Genomic DNA, 22,006 nt, shown 5'->3' on the forward strand with positions numbered 1-22,006 from the left:
CTGTAAAACTCTCAATAAACTGTAAAACTCTCAATAAACTGTAAAAGTTAAACAGTAGACGTGACGCAATAGAATTAGGCAATACAAGTTTTACTAAAATCCAATAAAAAACCTCGATTAGTTGTCACTGATCGAGGTTTTTTTATATCCATAAAACGATGCTCAATATGCCTTTTATGACATGATAATTATTATTCTGTTGTTACGTTTTCTGTCACTTGTTTTTGCTCTTGGTAAGCATCTGTACCCCATAGTGGCACAGTTGAAAGACTATGTTTAAAACTACCTGACGTTTCTTTAGTCGAGTATGAAACATACATTAAGGTTTGGTTTTCAGTATCAAAAATACGACGTATCTTCATGTTTTTAAAGAAAATACTTTTTGATTTTTTAAAGACCACATCCCCAGATTTGCTTTTATCAATCTTAGCTATCATTGCTGATGTAATTTCACCTGTTTGACGGCATGAAATCGCACTATCACTTGGGTCTGAAAAGCTTAAATCTGCTTCGATTGACGCAATATGACAGGTGACACCTGACACCAACGGATCTTTTAATATATTGAGTTTAATATCTTGAGTGGTGAATAAGCCTAAGCTGACATCGCCTACTTCATCTTGCGAGCAACCCCTTAGTACAAAGAAGCCAATCACAAGTAGCAATAATACCATTGCCACTAACTTTAATTTTTTTAACATATTCATTTCCTATTTTTTGAAATCCCAAGATAGATTAGATACTAACTGGCATTGATCGCATTTAAAATCAAAAATATCAAACAGTGGTGTTTTTAATCGCCATTCTCCGTTACAGCTAGGGCAAAGTCGGTCTTGCTCTTGTTGTAAGGATTGGCCTGCAACACGGTACAAGTAATAATAAGTAGGCACTTTAGTTATATATTGAATACGTTTGCATAAATTACTACCACGGTGAAAAAATTTACTGCTGACATCACCTAACTCTTTTAAGGCGGCACTTGAAACGGCAGAACCATTCATCTGCAATTCGTCTAAGTTAACCCATTCTTCTTGCCATTTTATTGCGCTTTTACGGTCTCCATTACTAATTTCCTCTGGTGTACGGTAAAGCGGAATAGGGGCTAATGTTTCACCGCAGCGAATAGGTGAACAGGTATCTAAGAAAGTCGTATAAAGAATCTGCCAACTTGGCGTAAAATTAGTTGCGCATTGCTGTGAATTTAAATCTTCTGCAATGGTTTTTATTTTAGGTGAAAGTAGACCTGCTTTGGTTAGTCCTGACAACGCATGGTTAACTTGTGGGCTATTAAAACGTGTACTTAAGCTTTGTTCTTCAGGGCAAACCAATCGTGTTGTAAATATAGCCCCTTGCATGGCGACAGGGAATTCCCTGCCCAAGATTTGCCCATTATAACGTAACATATCTAAGTAGTTGTTAATGGCGCGCTCAACGCTTGCATATTGAGTATCTTGATAACATTCAAAGCTTAATTCTTTAATGAACACAGTTATTCTTCCACAGCGGTAGTTGGGATACTTTTAATCTTTTCTTTGAGCGCTTCAATGTGTAAAGTTAACTCATTGATTTCTTGTTTTAATGGGTTAATTGCTTGCGCAATTTTACTATTGATTATCTCATCGATACTGCCACCAACGGAGTGCATAGTTGTACCAGTTAAAGCCGGCTCAGTCGGTGCCTCTATTTGTTTGTTCGGGTTATCTTGCCACATTTTTAACCCTTGAATAATTGCAGGTAAAGGTATGTTTTTAGGTAAACGGGCTTTAATTAAAGCGGTGTTAGGTGTTTTACCTTCTTTAGCAAGTTGTTGGGCAACTAATATAATACGATCCATGAAATGACCTTTTTAATATAATGTACTTTGATCGTCCACAAGACGATAAGCGGGTAGTTGAAAACGGGGTTTGACTAAACCATTTAAGGTCAATGTCCCTTGGTAGTGATTGGTGCCATCACTACTAAACTCGAAAATAAAACTAGCTTGTAAAAAGTCACTGCCTAATTTGAAATTAAACCGAGAGCGAGCGACGGAGAGAAGCTGTAAATCAAGTTTATTGCAATGCTGTTCGATCAAGGTTTTGGCTAGCTCTGATTGTTGGCGTAATTTCCATACCGTGGTACCAATAAAAACCATACCGAGAATAAACAACAAATCCCACATAATCATCCTTAAGTATTTTTAAGTGTCAGCTTTTAGGCCAGAAAATAATAAACCAATTGCCTCCGATAATGCGGGTGAACGGGCCGTTAAACGTAATTGTTTTAATACTTTATCTCTTAATGACGGGATAGCAACTAAGTCAGCAAAAAGTTGTGGAAACAGTGCTTTATGATGGTTTGCTAATGCCTCAAAGTACCGGTTCAACAAGGTTTCATCTTCTAACTGCATCCAGCAACGTCCGGCTATCGTGATGTACCAATCAGCTTGGTGCACGAGTGGTGATGAAAATTGATCATTTAAAAGCTGTTTCGTGATCCCTTGTGCATTGGCACTGGTTATTGCTCTTAATAATAAAATAGCGGTGCTTTCTTGACCTTGTTGCAAACGTTTATTTGCTTGATTTGCAATATGAGTCGCGAGCTCAGTGCTTATTTGCGTTTGGTTTTCAAGGCATAAAGATAACGTTTGTAGAGGTTGCTCAGGTAAAAAATCCAATGCATCTATTATTTTTTTCTGGTTATTATCATGATTTAAACGTGCCGCAAGATCTGCAAAACCTTGTAAACCTAAGTTTTGCCATTGTTGCCAATCAGATTGATCCGAAAAGTAATGTTGAATAGCGGCATAGAAAGAAGAAGGTGGACGAATAAATGCGCTGTTTATATTGGCATTAAAAATGGCCAGTTTTTCTGCACTAGGTTTAAAAACAAAGGGGTTGCTGGCTAACCTTTCTTGTAATTTATCACTTATATCAGCAGTTAGGTCTTCGCCCATCGCTTCAACTACCATGCGAATAAAGCTTGTCTGCGCGGTTATCTTCATCAAACCTTGTTCATCTAAAGGTAATTTTAAAAACCAAATAAAATGTTCTTTCTGAGCGGCTACCTGCCAAAAAGTTAATGCAATAAAAGCATGTTGTTGAATAGGGAAAGGGTAGGCCATTTCATTTTTAGCTATTTTTTGGAATTCGCTGTTATTAATTTTTTGCACAATACGTCCTAAATCATACGCTCGATATTGGCATTGGGCTTGTTCTAAAAAATCAGTCAGTGTATTCATGCTCATAAAAAGGCTATCTTAGTAATTAATGGTGGGGCGATTATATACAGGTCTGCACAAGACCTCTATCCTGTTATGTCTAACTCTCAGTAATTTGAAATAAAAAGCCGAACAATCAATACCGGTAACTATTATGGTTAATCAATACCAGCAGACATTTCACCCAAATAAAGGATTACATTTGTGTATACCTAATCGGGCAGTTTTGACGTGCTCTATTATATCAATCCCGTTAAATCGTTGTTCAATATTTCTGTCTTAAATTGATACATTTTTTCCTTGCCAATAATTGATCATATACATAATGAAATTTGTATTAATTTGGCTAAAGAGAAAATGCTTGGGTACAGGTATCAACTTAACATATTGTTGTCGGTTGATTGTTAACGGATCTAAATTAAGATAATGACTTTAATGAACGAAGAAATAAGCCTAAACCTCCGATCGCTAACACTAGAATGACAATCAGGTCAAAAGAAGACATGCTATGTAAACTAAAGCGAATTGAAGAAATAACACCAAAAATTAAAGCAGTGATAGAGCCTATAGCGAGTAACCAGCCTAGGATGTTTTTTGCATTATAAAAGATCATGCCGATCCCTAGTATAAAAGGGATCATAATCGTACCGCCAGTAATACCTATGCCACTTCCGAAACTATGTAGATTATAAATACGCGAACTCAAGCCAAAATTTGATGAGACAGTGATTGCATTAAGTAACATGTAAAAGCCACCACACATCATGATTAAACCAATAAAAAAATGTCCAATACCACCAGTATTTCCTCCTGCTCCATTCATTGTTTACTTCCTTTTTATTTTGTTCTTTATATTATCGACACTAGGGATATTGCTATGATTTTAAATCAGCCAAAGTTTAAATTTAAAGCATGCACAAAGAGTAATTTACATTGCTATCACTTTCAAATTATTATTTTGGAACTGATTGCGCTTATTACTTAAATTCAAGGCTACAATTGTCTGATAAATGTTGTCTTTTTAGGTTTGTGGATAAAGTAACGACAGGCAGGACATATTGAACAGCAGGTATAAAAAAGCCCCGTTAAATAACGAGGCTAAAAGAATATTATTAACTGAATTCAGCTTTATTTAGGCTCTTTTTTTACGAGACCAGCCCAAACCAACTAAACCTATCCCAAATAATGCAATTAAAGCAGGTTCTGGAATTGATACTTTACCGAATATTTTTTGTGCAATTTGATCATTCACTTTATTAGTTATTCCTGCAAAATCAGTATTATAAAATGATGAAATATTTCCTGTACCAGCAATAGTCAAGTTCGTTGCTTGTGAAAAATCATGATGTTGGGCTAAAAAATAATTACCTGCAGATAATTCAATATCTAAATTTGAAATTAAAAATGAAGTAACATTAATAGTCCCACCAAATGCGTCTGTAAATAGAGACTGAGATGTTGATGCCTGAATTGTAGCTTCATAAGTTGCCGTACCTAAATTAGCGATACCAGTTGTACTTGGTGCTTCAAATATTTTCCACGTTGTTGATTGATAATTTGCATTACCTACCGATTTTGTATCAACGGCAAAAAAATTAAAACCAGTAATAGTCCAATCAGTAGACGCTGTAAAAGCAGATACTGCCCACCACTCTCCTGTACCATTACAACCCTGTGCTACACACTTTCCAGAATCATAAAATGGGTCACCTGAGTCTAATAAAATACCAGCATTAGCGGTTATGCTAGCAAATAACAAAACAAACATACTTGCGATTCTATTCATAATTTAATTCCTTGGTTTTTGTTTCTACCCTAATAGTAATATGCTTTGCAATTATTGTTCCTATTTTTTAAGTGCATGATTCTAAGCGTCTTAATTTATTTCTATATTAAATACTAATAATGGTGTAAAAATAACTGACACTTTATGATGGTGATATTCGTTTTTTTTACTTTTAAAGCCAAACGCAAATCAACCATGAAGACATGAAGGATAAAGAAGGTTAGATCAAAACAATAATTTCTATACTTTTAGGTTTTTTTCGTGCTCTTCGTGAAGCGTAGCTCTTCGTGGTTGCTTATGCTCTTTTAAAATCAAAAGCTAAATAACCACGAAGGCACGAAGGGTAAAGAAGGTAAGCTCAAAACAATAAATATAACAGCAACTACTACAGCGTTTATTGTTTAGTTTTTCTTCGTGTTAATCTAAATTTTCCTATTTTGATTAAATACATTCTCTATTTCAGTCAAACTCGTTGGATCGTCAATGGTTGATGGCGTGACGTACTGTTCTCCATCTGCAACCTGTTTAATTGTTCGACGTAATACTTTTCCTGAGCGTGTTTTAGGCAAGCGGTTAACAATCACCACTTTTCGAAAGCTTGCCACCGCGCCTATTTCATCGCGCATTTTTTGTAATAACTCTTTTTCTACATTGCCATCTACTGAATAGTGGCCATCTTTGAGTACCACAAAACCAAAAGGGATCTGTCCTTTTAATTCGTCATGAGCTCCAATCACGGCACACTCAGCGACATCATCATGGGCACTCAGTATTTCTTCCATCTCGCCGGTAGATAAACGATGCCCTGCCACATTAATTACATCATCGGTCCTGCCCATCACAAATAAGTAACCGTCAGAATCAATATAACCACCGTCACCGGAAACATAATACCCAGGAAACTGTGATAAATAACCACTTTGGAAACGATCATGGTTACGCCAAACCGTTGCTAAACAACCCGGTGGTAAGGGGAGTTTTATCACAATAATGCCCTGTGTATTAACGGGCACTTGCTCTCCTAGTTCATCTAAAATTTGTACATCAAAACCTGGAGTTGGTTTAGTTGAAGAACCTGGTTTCAATGGAAATTGTTCTAAACCAAGAGGATTACCTGAAATAGCCCAGCCCGTTTCTGTTTGCCACCAATGATCGACCACTGGTCGCTGCGTTTTTTGTTCAACCCATTTTAACGTGGGAGGATCTAAGCGCTCGCCCGCCATAAAGATAGTACGTAATGCAGGCATCGGATATTGCTTAATTAATTCGCCCTCAGGATCTTCTTTTTTAATCGCTCTAAAGGCTGTTGGAGCAGAAAATAAAATATTAACATGGTGTTCTTCACACACTCGCCAGAAAGCCGCTGGGTCAGGTGTTCTGACCGGTTTTCCTTCATACAATATAGTGGTGCAGCCGTGAATAAGCGGAGCGTAAACGATATAGGAGTGTCCTACTACCCAACCCACATCTGAGGCCGCCCAAAATACGTCGCCCGGTTTTGCGTTATAAATTGTCGACATACTGTATTTCATTGAGACAGCATGCCCGCCATTTTCACGTACCACGCCTTTCGGTTTTCCCGTTGTACCGGAGGTATATAATACATAAAGCGGATCATTTGCATTCACGGGCACGCAATCATGTGCCGTGGATTTTTCTAATTGTAACGACCAATCTAAATCACGATCTTCTACTCCTGGGCTGCTGTTAAGTTCAGCTGGGCATTGCTCTCGCTGCAATACAATCACTTTTTCAGGTTTCCAGCGGCTGTCCATGATCGCTTTATTGACCATTGGCATATAAGGAATGATTTTTTGTACTTCGATTCCACAGGACGCAGTCATAATCACTTTTGGCTCTGCATCTTCGAGCCTAATCGCGAGTTCATTGGCAGCAAAGCCGCCAAAGACCACTGAATGTATAGCGCCTAAACGTGCGCAGGCTAACATGGCCATCACGGCTTCTGGTATCATCGGCATATAAATGATCACACGATCACCTTTACTAACCCCCATGTCAGCAAGCATACCTGCTGTGCGTGCAACTTGATCGGTCAACGCTTGGTAAGTGTAATGTTGTTTTTGCCCTGTAACAGGGGAATCATAGATAAGCGCTGTTTGCTCGGCTCGGCCATTGATAACGTGATAATCTAAGGCGAGAAAACAGGTATTTAATTGACCATCTGCATACCAACGGTCTATGCCGTTTTCATCTTTTTGTAAGATGCTTTTTGGGAATTTATACCACTCAATCGCTTTTGCTTGCTCTTCCCAAAATTTCTCTGGGTTGTTTTTAGCTTGCTCAAATTCTTTTTGATATGCAGACATAATTATCTTCCTTTTAATTAATCATGATAAAGAGGCGTTGTGATTGCGCTATTATTAATAACTTCTCATCGCTATAAATTAACCTCGCAATAGCCATTAACACCTGATAATGATGATAACGACCTCTCTTATCTGGCCTAATTTTCTGTTGATACGTTTCCATTGCATGCTAGCCATTATTGTTAATGGCTGTCTGCCGATTGATGCTAAAGCGCCTTTTATATCGTTGATGCAGGCACTCTTACCCAACCTTCCATTAATATACGTGCGCTTCGGCTCATGGTTGCTTTTTCAACAATCCATTGCCCTTGTTGCTGAATCGCTTTTGCACCGACTTTTAAGGTGCCGGATGGATGTCCAAAAGTGATTGATTGATGTTCACCTCCGCCAGCTGCTATATTGACTAGCGTGCCTGGAATCGCTGCAGCAGTGCCAATAGCTACCGCAGCGGTGCCCATCATTGCATGGTGTAACTTACCTATTGATAACGCACGAACATTAAGGTCTATCTGCGCTTTATTAATGCTTTTACCACTTGAGGCCGTGTAGTCTTGAGCTGGGCTGACAAAGGCTATTTTAGGTGTATGTTGACGTGAGGCTGCTTGTGCTAGGTCATCAATGAGTCCCATTTTTAAAGCTGCATAGGCTCGGATTGTTTCAAATTTTTGTAATGCAGCTAGATCTGAGTTAATCGCTTCTTGTCCTTCTGTACCAAGGTAGCCTAACGCTTGCGCATCTAAAAAAACGGTCGCAATGCCGGCGTTAATCATGGTCGCCTTAAAAGTACCAATGTCAGGGACATGTAATTGGTCAACAACATTTGACGTTGGAAACATTGCATTGCTGGCGTCCGAAGGGGCGACAAACTCTACTTTAATTTCTGCAGCAGGGAAGGTCACACCATCTAATTCAAAATCACCAATCTCTTGTACTTGTCCATTACAGATAGGGATATGAGCAATAATGGTTTTACTAATATTCACTTGCCAAATACGCACCACTGCAAATCCATTATAGGGAATACGCGATGAGTCAATAAGACCGGCTGCAATGGCAAAAGCACCGACAGCTGCGGATAAATTGCCACAATTGCCACTCCAATCAATAAAGGCTTTATCAATAGAAACTTGACCAAATAGATAATCTACATCGTGATCTTCTTTGTCGCTTTCAGAAAGGATCACTGTTTTACTGGTACTTGAAGTGCCTCCGCCTAAGCCATCGGTTTGTTTACCGTAAGGATCAGGGCTACCGATAATACGTAACAACAGGTTATCGCGACTTTCACCCGCTTGTTGCGCTGCTTTAGGGAGGTCATGAATATTAAAAAATAGCCCCTTACTAGTACCACCACGCATATAAGTAGCGGGTATTTTTAGCTGTGGTTGAAACGCAGTCGCGTTAGTTGATGGCGAGTTACTCATGTTCCGCTCCTTGTGATGATTGAAGAAAATCCTCTGCGAAACGTTGTAAAATACCTCCTGCATCATAAATCGACACTTCTTCAGCGGTATCAAGACGGCATTTTACTGGGGCATTAACAACGTCTCCATTCACTCGATTGATCACTAAAGTCAGTTCAGCACCGGGACTACGATCGCCAATCACATCAAAGGTCTCTGTGCCATCTATCGCATAACTGTGACGGTTTTCATTATTAATAAACTCTACCGGTAACACTCCCATACCTACTAAGTTGGTGCGATGAATACGTTCAAAGCCTTCTGCTACAATGACTTCAACTCCGGCTAGGCGGACCCCTTTGGCTGCCCAATCACGCGAAGAACCTTGTCCATAATCTGCGCCAGCAACAATGATCAAAGGTTGTTTACGTTGCATGTAGGTTTCAATGGCTTCCCACATTCGTTTAACTTCACCTTCTGGCTCCACGCGTGCTAATGACCCTTGTGTGACTTCACCATCTTTAGTGACCATTTCATTAAATAACTTAGGGTTAGCGAAGGTTGCACGTTGTGCCGTTAAGTGATCACCTCGGTGAGTGGCATAGGAGTTAAAATCAACCTCAGGTAGTCCCATTTTATCGAGGTAAGCGCCAGCTGCACTGTCTAACATAATGGCATTAGAAGGTGATAAGTGATCCGTGGTGATGTTATCGCCAAGCACTGCGAGTGGACGCATGCCTTTTAATGCACGAGCACCTGCTAAGGCACCTTCCCAATAAGGAGGTCGACGAATATAAGTACTTTGTGGTCGCCAGTCATAAAGTGGGTTAATAGCGGCAACGTCATTACCATAATCAACCTTGATATCAAACATCGGCTCATAAACGGCTCTAAACTGTTCAGGTTTAACGCTTTCTTTAATCACTTGATCAATTTCGGCATCGCTTGGCCAAATATCTTTTAAAGTGATGTTATTGCCTTGAGCATCAACGCCTAGCGCATCTTTCTCAATATCAAAACGTATTGTGCCTGCAATAGCATAAGCCACTACAAGAGGCGGCGATGCGATGAAAGCTTGTTTTGCATAGGGATGAATGCGGCCATCAAAATTACGATTACCAGAAAGTACAGCGGTACTATAAAGATCTCGGTCAATAATTTCTTGTTGTATTTTCGGGTCTAATGCACCGCTCATACCGTTACAGGTAGTACAAGCAAACCCCACGATACCAAAACCAAGTTGTTCTAGTTCCGTTAATAAGTTAGCTTCTTCAAGGTATAATTGTACTGCTTTTGAGCCCGGTGCTAAGGATGTTTTAACCCAAGGTTTACGGGTTAATCCCAGCTTATTGGCATTTCTTGCTAATAACGCAGCGGCAATGACATTACGCGGGTTGGAGGTATTAGTACAACTGGTAATTGCTGCAATAATACAAGCGCCATCTGGCATTTTACCACTTTCATTTTCTACTACTCCTGAAATGCCTTTGTTAGCAAGGTCGGCCGTTGCAACGCGGCGATGAGGATTAGAAGGGCCCGCGATATTGCGTCCCACGGCAGATAAATCAAAGCGTAATACACGCTCATATTCAACGTCTTTTAAGGCGTCAGCCCACAGGCCAGTTTGTTTTGCGTAGTTTTCAACTAATTGCACCTGTTTTTCATCTCGCCCTGTGAGGCGTAAATAATCGATAGTCTTTTGGTCAATATAAAACATGCCAGCAGAGGCACCAAATTCAGGCGTCATATTAGAGATAGTAGCGCGATCACCTAAGGTTAAATCTGCGGCACCTTCGCCAAAAAATTCTAAATAACAGGACACTACTTTTTGTTGGCGTAAGAATTCGGTGATGGCTAAAACGATATCTGTCGCGGTAATACCTTCTTGGCGTTTACCAAATAAATTAACACCGACAATATTAGGTAAACGCATATAAGAAGGGCGGCCTAGCATAACACTTTCTGCTTCTAAACCTCCGACACCCACGGCAATCACACCCAGTGCATCAACATGTGGTGTGTGGCTGTCAGTACCAACTAAAGTGTCAGGAAAAGCGACACCATCTCGGCTTTGAATCACAGGAGACATTTTTTCTAAGTTAATTTGATGCATGATGCCGTTACCCGGTTGGATCACATCAATATTTTCGAAGGCTTTTTTGGTCCAGTTAATAAAATGAAAACGGTCTTCATTTCGTCTGTCTTCAATTGCTCGGTTTTTATTAAAGGCATCTTTTTCAAAACCTGCGTGTTCTACTGCTAATGAATGATCCACAATCAGTTGAGTGGGCACCACGGGATTAACTTTCGCAGGGTCACCGCCTTTTGCTGCAATAGCATCGCGTAAACCAGCGAGGTCCACGAGTGCGGTTTGCCCTAAAATATCATGACAGACAACACGTGCAGGGTACCAAGGAAAGTCTAAATCTTGCTTACGCTCTATTAATTGATTCAATGCATCATGTAAATCTTTAGGTTTACAACGACGTACTAAATTTTCTGCTAATACGCGCGATGTATAAGGCAATTTTTGATAAGCACCGGCTTTGATTTCATTTACGGCTTGCTCGGTATCAAAATAATCTAATGTGCTGCCAGCTAATGGTTTGCGGTATTGAGTGTTGTTCATAACCTTTATCCTTACTTCGCTGTTGCTTGGTCACGCGTTTCAATAGGTGTCACTGTGCGCGGTTCGCTACCTGTATAATCAGCACTTGGGCGAATAATACGGTTATTTGAGCGTTGCTCCATCACATGAGCGGCCCAGCCTGTTAAACGTGAACAAACAAAAATGGGGGTAAATAATTTAGTTGGAATGCCGAGGTAGTTGTAGGTGGAGGCATGGAAAAAATCGGCATTACAAAATAGCTTTTTGCTGTCCCACATAAACTCTTCACAGGCCACCGAAATGTCATATAAACTGCTGTCGCCATTTTCTTGAGCAAGTTTTTCTGACCATTTTTTAATAATTATGTTGCGTGGATCTGAGGTTCTGTATACGGCATGACCAAAGCCCATGATTTTCTCTTTGCGTGCGAGCATTTCTGCCATTTTCACTTTAGCGTCCTGTGGCGAATTGAACTTTTCAATCATATCCATGGCTGCTTCATTGGCGCCACCATGAAGTGGGCCACGTAAAGTACCGATCGCACCTGTGACACATGAATACAAATCAGAGAGTGTTGATGCACAGACACGCGCGGCAAAAGTTGACGCATTAAACTCATGCTCTGCATATAAAATAAGGGAAACGTCCATGACTCGCTGATGTTGCTCTGAGGCCGTTTTGCCATTCAATAATTTTAGAAAGTGACCACCGAGACTGTTTTGGTCTGTGACACAGTCTATTTCAACGCCCTCATGTGAGTATCTATACCAAAAACACATGATCGCAGGGAATGCGGCTAATAGACGGTTTGCCGCGTGTGTTTGTTGAGAAAAATCTTGTTCAGGCTCTAAGTTGCCTAAAAATGAACAACCTGTTCTCATCACATCCATTGGGTGTGCATCAGCAGGAATAAGCTTTAATACTGCTTTTAAAGCGGGTGGTAAATCACGTAACGCGAATAGCTCTTTTTTATAAGCATCGAGTTGTTGTTGGGTAGGCAATTCGCCATTAAATAACAGGTAAGCAACTTCTTCAAATGTTGCATTTTCAGCAAGATCTGCAACATCATAACCGCAATAAGTTAAACCGCTTCCAGACTGTCCGACTGTACATAACTTTGTCTCACCAGCGCTTTGTCCACGTAATCCTGCACCGCCAATATTTTTATCACTCATCTTATCTTCCTTAATCGTTGTTGGTCATTTACTTATTGCGTCACTAAAAACTCACTTGTTACTGATTAACTATTACTTATTAACTGTTAATTATTAACTAATACTTGTTACTTCTTTTCACTTGAAAAGAGGGCATCTAACTTCTGCTCATAGTCGTGATAACCTAAGTAATCATAAAGCTCCATACGTGTTTGCATGGTATCGATAACGGCTTTTTGGTCACCGTCAGCGAGCAGCGTTTTATAAACTAGTTCAGCGGCTTTATTCATTGCTCTAAAAGCTGAAAGTGGATACAACACCATTGCACAACCCCATTCACCAAGCTGTTTTTTGTTCCATAATTCGGTTTCACCAAATTCAGTGATATTCGCTAGAATAGGTACGTCTAATGCTTCAGAAAATGCACGATAATGTGCTTCTGTTTTTATTGCTTCTGCAAAAATCCCATCTGCACCCGCTGCAGCATAAGCTTGTGCACGTGCGATCGCCGCTTCTAAACCTTCTTGAGCAAAAGCATCGGTGCGGGCCATAATAAAAAAGTCTTTATCAGTGCGAGCATCAACTGCTGACTTAATGCGATCGACCATCTCCTGCGTTGAAACAATTTCTTTATTTGGGCGATGACCACAGCGCTTTTGTGCCACTTGATCTTCAAGGTGAACCGCTGCTGCTCCTGCTTTTTCCATATCACGAATGGTTTTTGCAATATTAAATGCACCACCCCAACCTGTATCAATATCTACTAATAACGGTAAGTTAGAGGCAGATGTAATACGTTGAACGTCTGCAATTACATCGTTTAAAGAGGTCATGCCTAAATCAGGTAAACCATACGATGCATTAGCGACACCACCACCAGAAAGGTAAATAGCTTGATGACCCAATTGCTCTGCCATCATTGCGCAATAAGGATTAATAGTGCCCACTATTTGCAGTGGTTTATTATTATTAATGGCTTGTCTAAATTTTTTACCTGGACTCATGGTGTTACTCCTCTAACAATTCGTTTTCAATTAATAGTCGGCTGTTCTTGATATGTCTGCGCATCAACATTTCTGCTAATTCCGGATCGCGTGCTTTAATAGCGTTCAAAATAGCAAAATGTTCATATAAGGCTTTTTCTGGGCGAGCGTGTGAACGAGGGGATTGGTAACGATACATTCGCACTAAGTGATAAAGCTGGTCGCATAACAATGCAATCAATTGGTGGTTTTTACTGGCTTGAATGATCAGATAATGAAAGTCAAAATCACCCTGTTGATAAAAATACGACGCGCCATCAACTTCTTCTATATGTGATTGGTGGCGGTTTAATAATGCTTCTAATACTTCTATTTCTGAATCGGTAATATATTTACAGGCTAAATTTGCCGCCATCCCTTCTAATGCTTCACGTACTGCATAAATTTCTACTAATTTCTCTAAACTTAGAGTGACAACACGTGCTCCTACATGGGGAACGCGCTCTACTAGGTTTAATGATTCAACGCGCATCATTGCTTCACGTAAAGGGCCTCGGCTCACGTCAAAGACACGTGCTAATTCAGGTTCAGATATTTTACTGCCCGGCGGGTACTCGCCATTAACGATCGCTTCTATCAAGCGAGCCGTTAAATTATCTGATTTTATTGGGTCTTTGTTTTCTATCATAACTCTTCTTATTGTTGACACTATTTACGATTTATGGACAAATAGTAACCTTTTAAATATGATTATCAACTGTATTGTCAACAATTGTGGGTTTTTAGTTGTTTTGATTTTAAAAGAATCTACTTGATCACAAAATGGGCTGTTATCTTTTTTATATAAAACATTAATCATCTTAAATGAGAGTGAAAGATGCAGCATTAATTATCAATTTGATAAAGAGTAAGAAGGAACTACAACGTGGCGTAAACAGTTGCGGGAATGATATTCATCTGGTTGGAGGATAGAGTGGGTGTTAATTTTCATGCTGACTTTGCATCTTGAGGTATCACGGGTATATTAGCCGCTTATTATATAGGCGCCTAAAACATGTCAACTGCAAATACACTGAATCAATCACTACCTGTAACGTCTGCACTGCTAAAATCGCAACAACTGTTGGACTTATTAGAACAACTCATTCTCCTGTTAAAGCACCGGGGGTACTGGCAAGATGAAGCGCCCAGTCAAGAAAAATTAGCCAGTGTTCAACCTTTTGCAATTGATACTTTAACCTTTCCACAATGGCTACAGTTTATTTTTTTAGTGCGTTTTAAACAGATGCTAAAGCAACCCTCAATGTTACCATCGACACTATGTATTGCGCCGATGGCGGCACAGGTTTTACCTAATGAAGTAGCCATTTTTAAATTATTATCGAAAATCGATTTATTAGTAAGTGAATAATATGACGCAACAAACAATACCAGCAGGCATTGAAGGCCTAGATAACGTTAATCAAGCAGAAAGTTTTGACCATCTAGACAACCTAGATGATATAGAAGGGATGTTAGCAACGGTTGCTGAGCAACAAGATATTAGTGTGCAAAGCAGTACACCTGAATTAGAAATTTTATACCAAGATGATTATGTGGTTGCGATTAATAAACCCTCTGGTTTACTGGTCCATCGAAGTTGGTTAGATACTCACGCCACCGAGTTTGCAGTACAAAAGTTACGTGACCAAATTGGTCAGCACGTTTATCCAGTACATCGTTTAGACAGGCCGACCTCAGGTGTATTGTTATTTGTATTAGACAAAGACAGTGCAAGGCATTTAATGCAGCAGTTTATCGACCAAACCACTGAAAAAAACTATCTTGCCGTGGTTCGAGGTCATCTCGACCAAGGGATTTTAGATTATCCTCTAAAATATCAGTACGATAAAATAGCAGATAAAAAAGCCGATATGACCAAACCTCCTCAGGAGGCAGTTACTGAATACCGTTGTTTAGCTAAAACTGAAATCCCAATTGCTGTTGGGCCTTATCAAGCTTCTCGTTATTCATTGATGGAGCTAATACCTAAAACCGGACGTAAACATCAATTACGCCGACATATGAAGCATTTACGTCACCCTATTGTTGGTGATACCTCACATGGTGATGGTAAACACAATACTATGTTCAGAGAGAACTTTGCTATTCATCGTTTATTATTACATGCTGCATACTTAAGTTTTACTCACCCTAAAACAGAGCAAAAAATTGAGGTACATGCGCCAATAACCGGTGACTTTTTGCGCGTGTTGTCTGATATCAATTTACCTTATAAGTTTAGAGAATAACTATGTTTACAACCTTGAATAAAGTATTACTCGGGCTAGTGTTGATTGTGATAGTTGCTTACTTCTTGCAAAATCGCGCTAACACTCCGGAAGCCTGTGCCAACATTGATGGATTATGGGACGCACAGGAAGCTGTGTGTAAAACCCCAACACAACAGGTGATATTTCAATCTTTATCTAAACCTCATCCGGTTGCTATTGTTTACCCTGATAGTGAACGCTTAGTAAGCTTGGATAAGGTCGAACAAATAGAGGATTACGTTTATTTTCGTGGTCATTATGAAACTTTAGTAAAAGCGGCTAGCGACGCTAATGAGGCCGTTTATGATCGTGGGTCTGTTTACCTCAATATCAGCAAATTAACATTGTTAGATAAGCACACCAAAGACCTCACTTATTTTGCAGCGCCTTTTATTATCAATACTGCTGGGAATAGTGTGTTTGTTTATGTTGGACTTTTTTCTTATGATTTTACTAGCCAGCAAGCCAAACACCTAAGTTCTGCGTTATTGGGGAAGCGCATTCGAGAAGAAGAAATTATATTAAAAGAAAGTAGTGTGGTGAAAAGTAATGTATTTGTACAAGAAGGCTCAATCCAGGTTAACTTTAAAAGTCTAGGGCCAAATCAAACGGCAGCGGAATATCCAACACAACAAAATGAAATAACATTGCAGCTGGTGGCGTTAGATCCCAAGGATGATAAAAATGCGATCTTTAGACGCATTGTTGAGCTCCATGAAAGTTGGGATCTTGACCATGATGGTATTAATGATTGCGAACAACAGGGTAATTGCGATCATACTGTTGATTATTCAAAAGCTAAAGTCGAGTACTAAAGCCGGGTAATAAAGCCGAGTACTAAAGTAAAGCCTGAGCGCTAAAGTGAATCTTAGCTCTATCATTAAAACACAGCAACAGGACACTAGAGATAGTTTAATATGTTAGCGATTATTGCCGATTTGTATTCACCTCTGTTAGCGCTATTTTGTGTGTATTATTTAAGAGCAAAGATGAGTAAAAATTTAGCGTTCTCTTTTATCGTTGCTTATTTGGCTGTGTATGGTTTTGCTTTCATAGAGTTTCATTTTGGCTGGTGGTTAGCAATGGGGGCTAACTTTAGCTCACATACCGCCGTGGTTATGGTGATAGTCTGTGCGCTATTAAGCTTTAGTTTTAGCGTTGGATTTTATGCGTTTATCAGTGTCTTCATCTATGGGTGGTTGATGACCGCTTTACATTACCATTCATGGTTTGATATTTTCTCGACGATGATCCTTTGTTTACCTTGCTGGGGGCTGTTTTTTATTGCTAAGCGAGCAAGTTCTCAACACGCTAACGTAAAAGTATAGGACGTGTATGCTGTATCAAATTTATTTTTATGTACCTGAAAACGCACTCGATTTAGTGAAAAAAGCGATGTTTGATGCGGGAGCAGGCGAAGTTGGCGAATATCAACAATGTGCCTGGCAAATATTAGGGCAAGGGCAATTTAAACCATCAGGAAATGCGACTCCACATATTGGGCAACCAGAACAGTTAACCAAATTAAACGAATACAGAGTTGAAATGGTGTGTAAACAAAATCAACTTAAAGCAGCACTAAGCGCATTAATTAAGGCACATCCTTACCAAGAAGTCGCCTATGGTGCGCTGCCTATCATTACCTTAGATAACTTTAATGAATAACATCAATACAGAGTCTAAGTGAATAACCTAAGTAGGCAACCTAAATAGAGAGCCTAAGCAGAGAAGTTAATAAATAGATAAGCTTAACAACGATAGCTGCGTAATATCAATTAAGTCAACGGTGTTTAGTCAGCAGTATTTCTCCCCTTTAGATCTATAAGTTACTGTGCCGCCTGCAAGGTGTGCTCTTTTTTGTCATGTACATAATGACCTAAACGCCAGCATAACCAAAATACGACTGCGTATAATAACCCTGCACCGATCATCACCTGCGTCCATCCCCCATGTTGCCAACAGTAAATTAAATAGAAACCGCCCAAGCTGCCACAAACATAATAATGAACTAGGTATAATGCAGTGGCTGTTGCTTTAGATTTTTTTGCCTGTTGGCTAACCCAACCATATGCTAAAGAGTGGGTGAAGAAAGCCCCAAAGCTTAATAAATTTAAACCAATGAAAATGACTACTAAGGAATCATTGCTAGCGACTAACATGCCTAATAACCCCATTATTGCGCCAGCCAACATGCCTGTAATCGGGCTAAATCGTTGACACCATATTCCCACTAGGCGAGAGCTAACCGTTCCCGATAAGTAGCATAAGAAAATCATTGCCGCGATACTAACAGGCATCGCATAAGGCTCACTGACTAAGCGAAATCCTGTGACCGTATATAAATTAATAAAAATGGCAAAATTTACACCACCAATTAACATTGCAAAATAGATTTTTTTATTCTTTAAATGTTCAATAATAATATGGTGGTATTGAGATAAAGGACTGCTTTGTACTGTATTTTGCTGATTAGGTTGAGGTAATACCCAAGCAACCACCACCGCACCAATTAAACTTAACAGCGCCATACAAGCTACCGCCGTTTGCCAATCGAAATAGTCCGTGAGCATGCCGCCAAATAAACGCCCTGAAATACCACCCAGAGAATTGGCACTGATATACGCACCAATGCCATGACTAAAAGCTTTTGCTGAAAACTCCTCTGCCATATAAGCAACCGCGACGGCGGTAAATCCAGCCAGGGCCATGCCCATTAAAGCGCGGCTAATGATCAGTAATAATAAACTATCAGTCAATAATGAAGTTAAACCAATGGCAGGTAATAAAAACAAACTAATCAGCAGTACTTTGCGTCGGCCTATTCGTTCAGAGGCAAAAGCCCAAGGCAATAACATTAATGCTAGGGTCAGGGTACCTGCAGCTAATAACCAGTTAATGTGGGTAGCAGAGACAGCAAAATGATCCGCTAAAACGGGTAACATAGGTTGAAATAAATACAGATTACAAAATACTAAAAATGAACCAAAAGCGAGTGCTGCACTGACTTTATAATAGGCTTTACTACGAAACTCAATCATCAACGTGATCACCAATAGGAAACGAGAGCAAAACAGTAGCAAGTTACTTAGAATAGTGAAAATATATAATAATTATCACTTCAATAGTTTTTGGTTATAGTATGGATACACGACTTCTCACCTACTTTGCCGCAGTAGCAAAGTATCAAAACATCACCCATGCCGCTAATGCACTGCATATCGCACAACCTGCATTAAGTGTTGCAATTAAAAAATTAGAAGCACAACTAGAGCTGGATCTATTTCGTCGTAATGAACGAAAAATAACGCTTACTCATGAAGGTGAAATTTTGTTGGTTCATGCCAAACAGATCATTCAACAATTAGATGATGCAACGCTCGCCATGAAAGAGTTAAGAGGTTTGGAGAAAGGGGAGGTGAGATTAGGTGTACCAAGTATTATGGGCACTTATTATTTTCCCGATGTACTAATGGCATTTAAAAGCCGCTACCCTAAGTTAAAACTGGTGATGATTGAAGCTGGTGCGCAGTCGATACAAAAAATGTTACTCGATGGCGATATTGATCTAGGCATAATTCAAGCGCGTAACTTACCCGATGCATTAGATTCTGAACATCTGATCCGTTCACAAATGGTCGCTGTGGTGAATACTGAACATGAGTTTGCCGATAAAAAGTCACTTTCCTACGCAGAGTTCTTTTCTCAGGAATTGGTGATGTTTAAACAGGGGTATTTTCATCGTGAGAAATTAGATGATATTTGTCGCCAAGAAAAATTGTCTGCGAACTTTTCTTTTGAAACTAACTTATTAGCGGTGATCCTTAAGATTGTAAAACGTGATTTTGCTATCTCAGCATTACTTGAACTCGCCACAGAAAAAGAACCGGATATTATTTCTATTCCCTTTGAAGAGCCGATCTTTTTGGATATTTCAATTGCGTGGAGAAAGAAAGGCTACTTGTCTAAAGCTGATAGAGCATTTTTAGAGTTTGTGAAACAAAACCACTAACTAGATTAAGCGGCTATTGTTTCACTCATTTTTTGGTTTATTTATAACAGTCGGCCTCGATTAATTACTTGGCTGATAAAGGGAACGCCTGCTTTTTGCCACTTAATTGTTGCTGAATATAATCTTGTATTGAATCGTCTAAACAAGATTTACTTAAATATTGCTGACCACCTTGATGCAAGTTCAACATAAAACCAGTGTCTGTTTCATAAAAGCTATCGATAGATTGCCATGCTAATTGGTTATTGATGTAAACGCTTTTATTTTCAATGCCTTGTTCATCAAAAATAAGGGTAATTTTATTACCTGCATTTTTACTCATCATTTGGCGCATTAACCACCATGGACGTTTATATTTAAAACTGAAGTATTCCAATAGCGCAATGCCAAAGAAAAACCATGCCAGTAAACCTTGTACTTCCGTTGCAAACAAGAAAAACAAACCCGCTAAAATTAAACCCGTGATGAAAACAAAGCGTGGTTTTTGTGGCCCTTTTAATAACATCGATTGATCAAAGCATTCGCCATAATGTGCTCGATCTAATATAAAGTGCGTTTCAAACTGCATGTTTAACCTATCTTGTATAAAAATATAAATGAGGATTATACCTTCTTCTCTCCACCGTAAGCTAATTTATCGAGACTATCTTATGACAATTTTGTCGCTGTTTATCTTCATTTGAAGTGGTAACATATAATCATATTCTTCAATGCTTTATTAATAATGGGATGGATTGGTAAAATGAAAAAAGAAACGCAGATAGTAAGTTTAGGCCGTGATAAGAAATGGACCAACGGAGTCATTAATCCCCCTGTAGTACGTGCTTCTACCATGACATTTGAAACCATGGAAGATATGCATTTTGCTGCAAAAAATAAAACCAACGGTGCATTATTTTATGGTCGCCGTGGTGGACCAACACATTTTGCATTCCAAGCCGCGATTGCTGAGTTAGAAGGCGGTGTTGGCACGGCTTTATATCCATCAGGCTCTGCAGCTATCAGCAACTCATTAATGTCATTTTTAAAAGCTGGCGATCATTTATTAATGGTCGACAGTGCTTACGAACCAACACGAGCATTATGTGACAGCTTATTAGCAGGTTTTGGTATCGAAACTACTTACTATGACCCAATGATCGGCGCGGGTATTAAAGATCTGATTCAAGACAACACCAAAGTATTATTTTTAGAGTCTCCTGGTTCAATTACTATGGAAATTCAAGATGTACCTACTCTCAGTAAAATAGCGCACGAGCATGGTTTAGTAGTGATGTTAGATAATACATGGGCTTCACCGATTAACTCTCGTCCATTTGAGATGGGGGTTGATATCTCAATTCAAGCGGCAACTAAATATATTGTTGGCCATTCAGATGTGATGATGGGCACCTCGACGGCAAACGAAGCACATTGGGACCAGTTGCGTGAAAACAGCTATCTAATGGGGCAATGTACGTCACCAGACGATGTTTATTTAGCAAGCCGTGGTTTACGCACATTAGGCGTGAGAATGGCGCAGCATGAAAAGAATGCATTACAAGTGGCTAATTGGTTAGCAACACGTCCTGAAGTGGACCACATTCGTCATCCTGCCTTTGAAACTTGCCCAGGCCATGAATTCTTCAAACGAGATTTCAGCGCCGCCAATGGTTTATTTTCTTTTGTATTAAAAGAAGGGAACAGCAAGTCACTAACGGCTTTAGTAGAAAATATGCATCACTTTAAAATGGGCTTTTCATGGGGCGGATTTGAAAGCTTGATTTTGAGTGTGTCGGGTATTGATAAAATTAGAACTGTAACTAAATGGGATAGCAGCAAACCGCTTATTCGTTTACATATCGGTTTAGAAAGCCCTGAAGATTTAATCGCCGATTTAGAAGCTGGCTTTGAGCGTTTTAATGCCGTATTGAATAAGTAAGATTTTCCAGATTTAACGTTGTTATTTAACGTTGTTATCGAAGGAGCCTTTTGGCTCCTTTTTTATATTTTTTATTAAGCTATTTATTTTCAAAGTCAAATGCGGATTAACCATGAAGTCACGAAGGGTAAAGAAGGTTGGATTAAAAACATTACTAATCAATATATTATGTGTTTTTCTTCGTGCTCTTCGTGCAGCGCACCGGCTTCGTGGTTGGTTACGGTTTTTTAAAGTCAAAAACGGTTTAACCACGAAGGCACGAAGGATAAAGAAGGTTAGGTCAAAAACATTACTAATCAATATA

The 22,006-nt window shown here is 39.4% G+C and carries 22 protein-coding genes; 7 read left to right on the forward strand and 15 right to left on the reverse strand.

Annotated elements, in window-relative coordinates; genetic code table 11:
• Nucleotides 1-191: 191 nt before the first annotated feature.
• From H5084_RS11635 to H5084_RS11695, 13 genes are all read right to left on the reverse strand, one after another.
• Nucleotides 192-674 carry a CreA family protein gene (locus H5084_RS11635; protein WP_051369090.1) on the reverse strand — a complete coding sequence of 161 codons (483 nt, stop codon included), beginning with the start codon at nt 672-674 and terminating at the stop codon, nt 192-194.
• Between the two features lie 36 nt (nt 675-710).
• Nucleotides 711-1,487 carry a Zn-ribbon-containing protein gene (locus tag H5084_RS11640; RefSeq protein ID WP_028868354.1) on the reverse strand — a complete coding sequence of 259 codons (777 nt, stop codon included), beginning with the start codon at nt 1,485-1,487 and terminating at the stop codon, nt 711-713.
• 2 nt (nt 1,488-1,489) lie between these two features.
• Nucleotides 1,490-1,834 (reverse strand): hypothetical protein, encoded by a 345-nt coding sequence (locus H5084_RS11645; RefSeq protein WP_182690570.1) that lies wholly within the window; start codon nt 1,832-1,834, stop codon nt 1,490-1,492.
• A 12-nt stretch (nt 1,835-1,846) separates the two neighbouring features.
• The gene (locus tag H5084_RS11650; protein WP_037071322.1) at nt 1,847-2,161 is read right to left on the reverse strand and encodes a DUF3301 domain-containing protein; all 315 of its coding nucleotides are present in this window, start codon (nt 2,159-2,161) and stop codon (nt 1,847-1,849) included.
• Nucleotides 2,162-2,179: 18 nt separating this feature from the next.
• Nucleotides 2,180-3,226, reverse strand: a complete 1,047-nt coding sequence (locus H5084_RS11655) for a DUF3549 family protein (protein WP_182690571.1) — start codon at nt 3,224-3,226, stop codon at nt 2,180-2,182.
• 391 nt (nt 3,227-3,617) lie between these two features.
• Nucleotides 3,618-4,022 (reverse strand): hypothetical protein, encoded by a 405-nt coding sequence (locus tag H5084_RS11660; RefSeq protein WP_028868350.1) that lies wholly within the window; start codon nt 4,020-4,022, stop codon nt 3,618-3,620.
• Nucleotides 4,023-4,331: 309 nt separating this feature from the next.
• Nucleotides 4,332-4,985, reverse strand: a complete 654-nt coding sequence (locus H5084_RS11665; RefSeq protein WP_028868349.1) for a PEP-CTERM sorting domain-containing protein — start codon at nt 4,983-4,985, stop codon at nt 4,332-4,334.
• A gap of 422 nt (nt 4,986-5,407) precedes the next feature.
• Nucleotides 5,408-7,315: a propionyl-CoA synthetase gene (locus H5084_RS11670; protein ID WP_310735754.1), complete on the reverse strand. Its 1,908-nt coding sequence runs from the start codon at nt 7,313-7,315 to the stop codon at nt 5,408-5,410.
• Nucleotides 7,316-7,530: 215 nt separating this feature from the next.
• Nucleotides 7,531-8,736, reverse strand: a complete 1,206-nt coding sequence (gene prpF, locus H5084_RS11675; RefSeq protein ID WP_182690573.1) for a 2-methylaconitate cis-trans isomerase PrpF — start codon at nt 8,734-8,736, stop codon at nt 7,531-7,533.
• Complete coding sequence (acnD, locus tag H5084_RS11680; RefSeq protein ID WP_182690574.1) at nt 8,729-11,344, reverse strand: Fe/S-dependent 2-methylisocitrate dehydratase AcnD; 2,616 nt, start codon at nt 11,342-11,344, stop codon at nt 8,729-8,731. Before acnD ends, prpF begins: the two co-directional genes overlap by 8 nt.
• A gap of 11 nt (nt 11,345-11,355) precedes the next feature.
• A complete protein-coding gene (gene prpC / locus H5084_RS11685; protein ID WP_182690575.1) occupies nt 11,356-12,498 on the reverse strand; it encodes a 2-methylcitrate synthase in 1,143 nt (380 codons plus the stop codon).
• Between the two features lie 107 nt (nt 12,499-12,605).
• A complete protein-coding gene (gene prpB, locus H5084_RS11690; protein WP_182690576.1) occupies nt 12,606-13,481 on the reverse strand; it encodes a methylisocitrate lyase in 876 nt (291 codons plus the stop codon).
• Between the two features lie 4 nt (nt 13,482-13,485).
• A complete protein-coding gene (locus tag H5084_RS11695; protein ID WP_051368850.1) occupies nt 13,486-14,148 on the reverse strand; it encodes a GntR family transcriptional regulator in 663 nt (220 codons plus the stop codon).
• 366 nt (nt 14,149-14,514) lie between these two features.
• Between H5084_RS11695 and H5084_RS11700 the strand changes: the two genes are divergently transcribed.
• The 5 genes from H5084_RS11700 (at nt 14,515) to H5084_RS11720 (ending at nt 17,437) form a co-directional block, all read left to right on the forward strand.
• Nucleotides 14,515-14,871, forward strand: a complete 357-nt coding sequence (locus tag H5084_RS11700; protein WP_182690577.1) for a YqcC family protein — start codon at nt 14,515-14,517, stop codon at nt 14,869-14,871.
• 100 nt (nt 14,872-14,971) lie between these two features.
• On the forward strand, nt 14,972-15,751 hold the full coding sequence (truC, locus tag H5084_RS11705) for a tRNA pseudouridine(65) synthase TruC (RefSeq protein WP_182690614.1): 780 nt from the start codon (nt 14,972-14,974) through the stop codon (nt 15,749-15,751).
• Between the two features lie 2 nt (nt 15,752-15,753).
• Nucleotides 15,754-16,587 (forward strand): hypothetical protein, encoded by an 834-nt coding sequence (locus H5084_RS11710; RefSeq protein ID WP_182690578.1) that lies wholly within the window; start codon nt 15,754-15,756, stop codon nt 16,585-16,587.
• A 174-nt stretch (nt 16,588-16,761) separates the two neighbouring features.
• Nucleotides 16,762-17,100 (forward strand): hypothetical protein, encoded by a 339-nt coding sequence (locus H5084_RS11715; protein WP_182690579.1) that lies wholly within the window; start codon nt 16,762-16,764, stop codon nt 17,098-17,100.
• A gap of 7 nt (nt 17,101-17,107) precedes the next feature.
• Nucleotides 17,108-17,437: an NGG1p interacting factor NIF3 gene (locus tag H5084_RS11720; protein ID WP_310735753.1), complete on the forward strand. Its 330-nt coding sequence runs from the start codon at nt 17,108-17,110 to the stop codon at nt 17,435-17,437.
• 161 nt (nt 17,438-17,598) lie between these two features.
• Here H5084_RS11720 and H5084_RS11725 read toward each other — a convergent pair whose 3' ends face one another.
• A complete protein-coding gene (locus H5084_RS11725; protein ID WP_182690580.1) occupies nt 17,599-18,810 on the reverse strand; it encodes an MFS transporter in 1,212 nt (403 codons plus the stop codon).
• A 101-nt stretch (nt 18,811-18,911) separates the two neighbouring features.
• Here H5084_RS11725 and H5084_RS11730 point away from each other — a divergent pair, with 101 nt between their 5' ends.
• Nucleotides 18,912-19,781 carry a LysR family transcriptional regulator gene (locus H5084_RS11730; protein WP_182690581.1) on the forward strand — a complete coding sequence of 290 codons (870 nt, stop codon included), beginning with the start codon at nt 18,912-18,914 and terminating at the stop codon, nt 19,779-19,781.
• A gap of 64 nt (nt 19,782-19,845) precedes the next feature.
• On the opposite strand, the gene H5084_RS11735 is transcribed toward H5084_RS11730, so the two are convergent.
• On the reverse strand, nt 19,846-20,349 hold the full coding sequence (locus tag H5084_RS11735) for a YcxB family protein (protein WP_182690582.1): 504 nt from the start codon (nt 20,347-20,349) through the stop codon (nt 19,846-19,848).
• Nucleotides 20,350-20,523: 174 nt separating this feature from the next.
• Between H5084_RS11735 and H5084_RS11740 the strand changes: the two genes are divergently transcribed.
• Nucleotides 20,524-21,702 (forward strand): cystathionine beta-lyase, encoded by a 1,179-nt coding sequence (locus H5084_RS11740; protein ID WP_182690583.1) that lies wholly within the window; start codon nt 20,524-20,526, stop codon nt 21,700-21,702.
• Nucleotides 21,703-22,006: the final 304 nt, after the last annotated feature.

The organism is Psychromonas sp. SR45-3 (assembly GCF_014163575.1).
GTDB classification, from domain to species: Bacteria; Pseudomonadota; Gammaproteobacteria; order Enterobacterales; family Psychromonadaceae; genus Psychromonas; species Psychromonas arctica.

Coding starts and splice junctions, on each gene's coding strand:
- H5084_RS11635 (WP_051369090.1), bottom strand. CDS start 674: ATGGTATTATTGCTACTTGTGATTGGCTTCTTTGTACTAAGGGGTTGC.
- H5084_RS11645 (WP_182690570.1), bottom strand. CDS start 1,834: ATGGATCGTATTATATTAGTTGCCCAACAACTTGCTAAAGAAGGTAAA.
- H5084_RS11650 (WP_037071322.1), bottom strand. CDS start 2,161: ATGTGGGATTTGTTGTTTATTCTCGGTATGGTTTTTATTGGTACCACG.
- H5084_RS11655 (WP_182690571.1), bottom strand. CDS start 3,226: ATGAGCATGAATACACTGACTGATTTTTTAGAACAAGCCCAATGCCAA.
- H5084_RS11660 (WP_028868350.1), bottom strand. CDS start 4,022: ATGAATGGAGCAGGAGGAAATACTGGTGGTATTGGACATTTTTTTATT.
- H5084_RS11665 (WP_028868349.1), bottom strand. CDS start 4,985: ATGAATAGAATCGCAAGTATGTTTGTTTTGTTATTTGCTAGCATAACC.
- prpF (WP_182690573.1), bottom strand. CDS start 8,736: ATGAGTAACTCGCCATCAACTAACGCGACTGCGTTTCAACCACAGCTA.
- acnD (WP_182690574.1), bottom strand. CDS start 11,344: ATGAACAACACTCAATACCGCAAACCATTAGCTGGCAGCACATTAGAT.
- prpC (WP_182690575.1), bottom strand. CDS start 12,498: ATGAGTGATAAAAATATTGGCGGTGCAGGATTACGTGGACAAAGCGCT.
- prpB (WP_182690576.1), bottom strand. CDS start 13,481: ATGAGTCCAGGTAAAAAATTTAGACAAGCCATTAATAATAATAAACCA.
- H5084_RS11695 (WP_051368850.1), bottom strand. CDS start 14,148: ATGATAGAAAACAAAGACCCAATAAAATCAGATAATTTAACGGCTCGC.
- H5084_RS11700 (WP_182690577.1), top strand. CDS start 14,515: ATGTCAACTGCAAATACACTGAATCAATCACTACCTGTAACGTCTGCA.
- truC (WP_182690614.1), top strand. CDS start 14,972: ATGTTAGCAACGGTTGCTGAGCAACAAGATATTAGTGTGCAAAGCAGT.
- H5084_RS11710 (WP_182690578.1), top strand. CDS start 15,754: ATGTTTACAACCTTGAATAAAGTATTACTCGGGCTAGTGTTGATTGTG.
- H5084_RS11715 (WP_182690579.1), top strand. CDS start 16,762: ATGAGTAAAAATTTAGCGTTCTCTTTTATCGTTGCTTATTTGGCTGTG.
- H5084_RS11720 (WP_310735753.1), top strand. CDS start 17,108: ATGCTGTATCAAATTTATTTTTATGTACCTGAAAACGCACTCGATTTA.
- H5084_RS11725 (WP_182690580.1), bottom strand. CDS start 18,810: ATGATTGAGTTTCGTAGTAAAGCCTATTATAAAGTCAGTGCAGCACTC.
- H5084_RS11730 (WP_182690581.1), top strand. CDS start 18,912: ATGGATACACGACTTCTCACCTACTTTGCCGCAGTAGCAAAGTATCAA.
- H5084_RS11735 (WP_182690582.1), bottom strand. CDS start 20,349: ATGCAGTTTGAAACGCACTTTATATTAGATCGAGCACATTATGGCGAA.
- H5084_RS11740 (WP_182690583.1), top strand. CDS start 20,524: ATGAAAAAAGAAACGCAGATAGTAAGTTTAGGCCGTGATAAGAAATGG.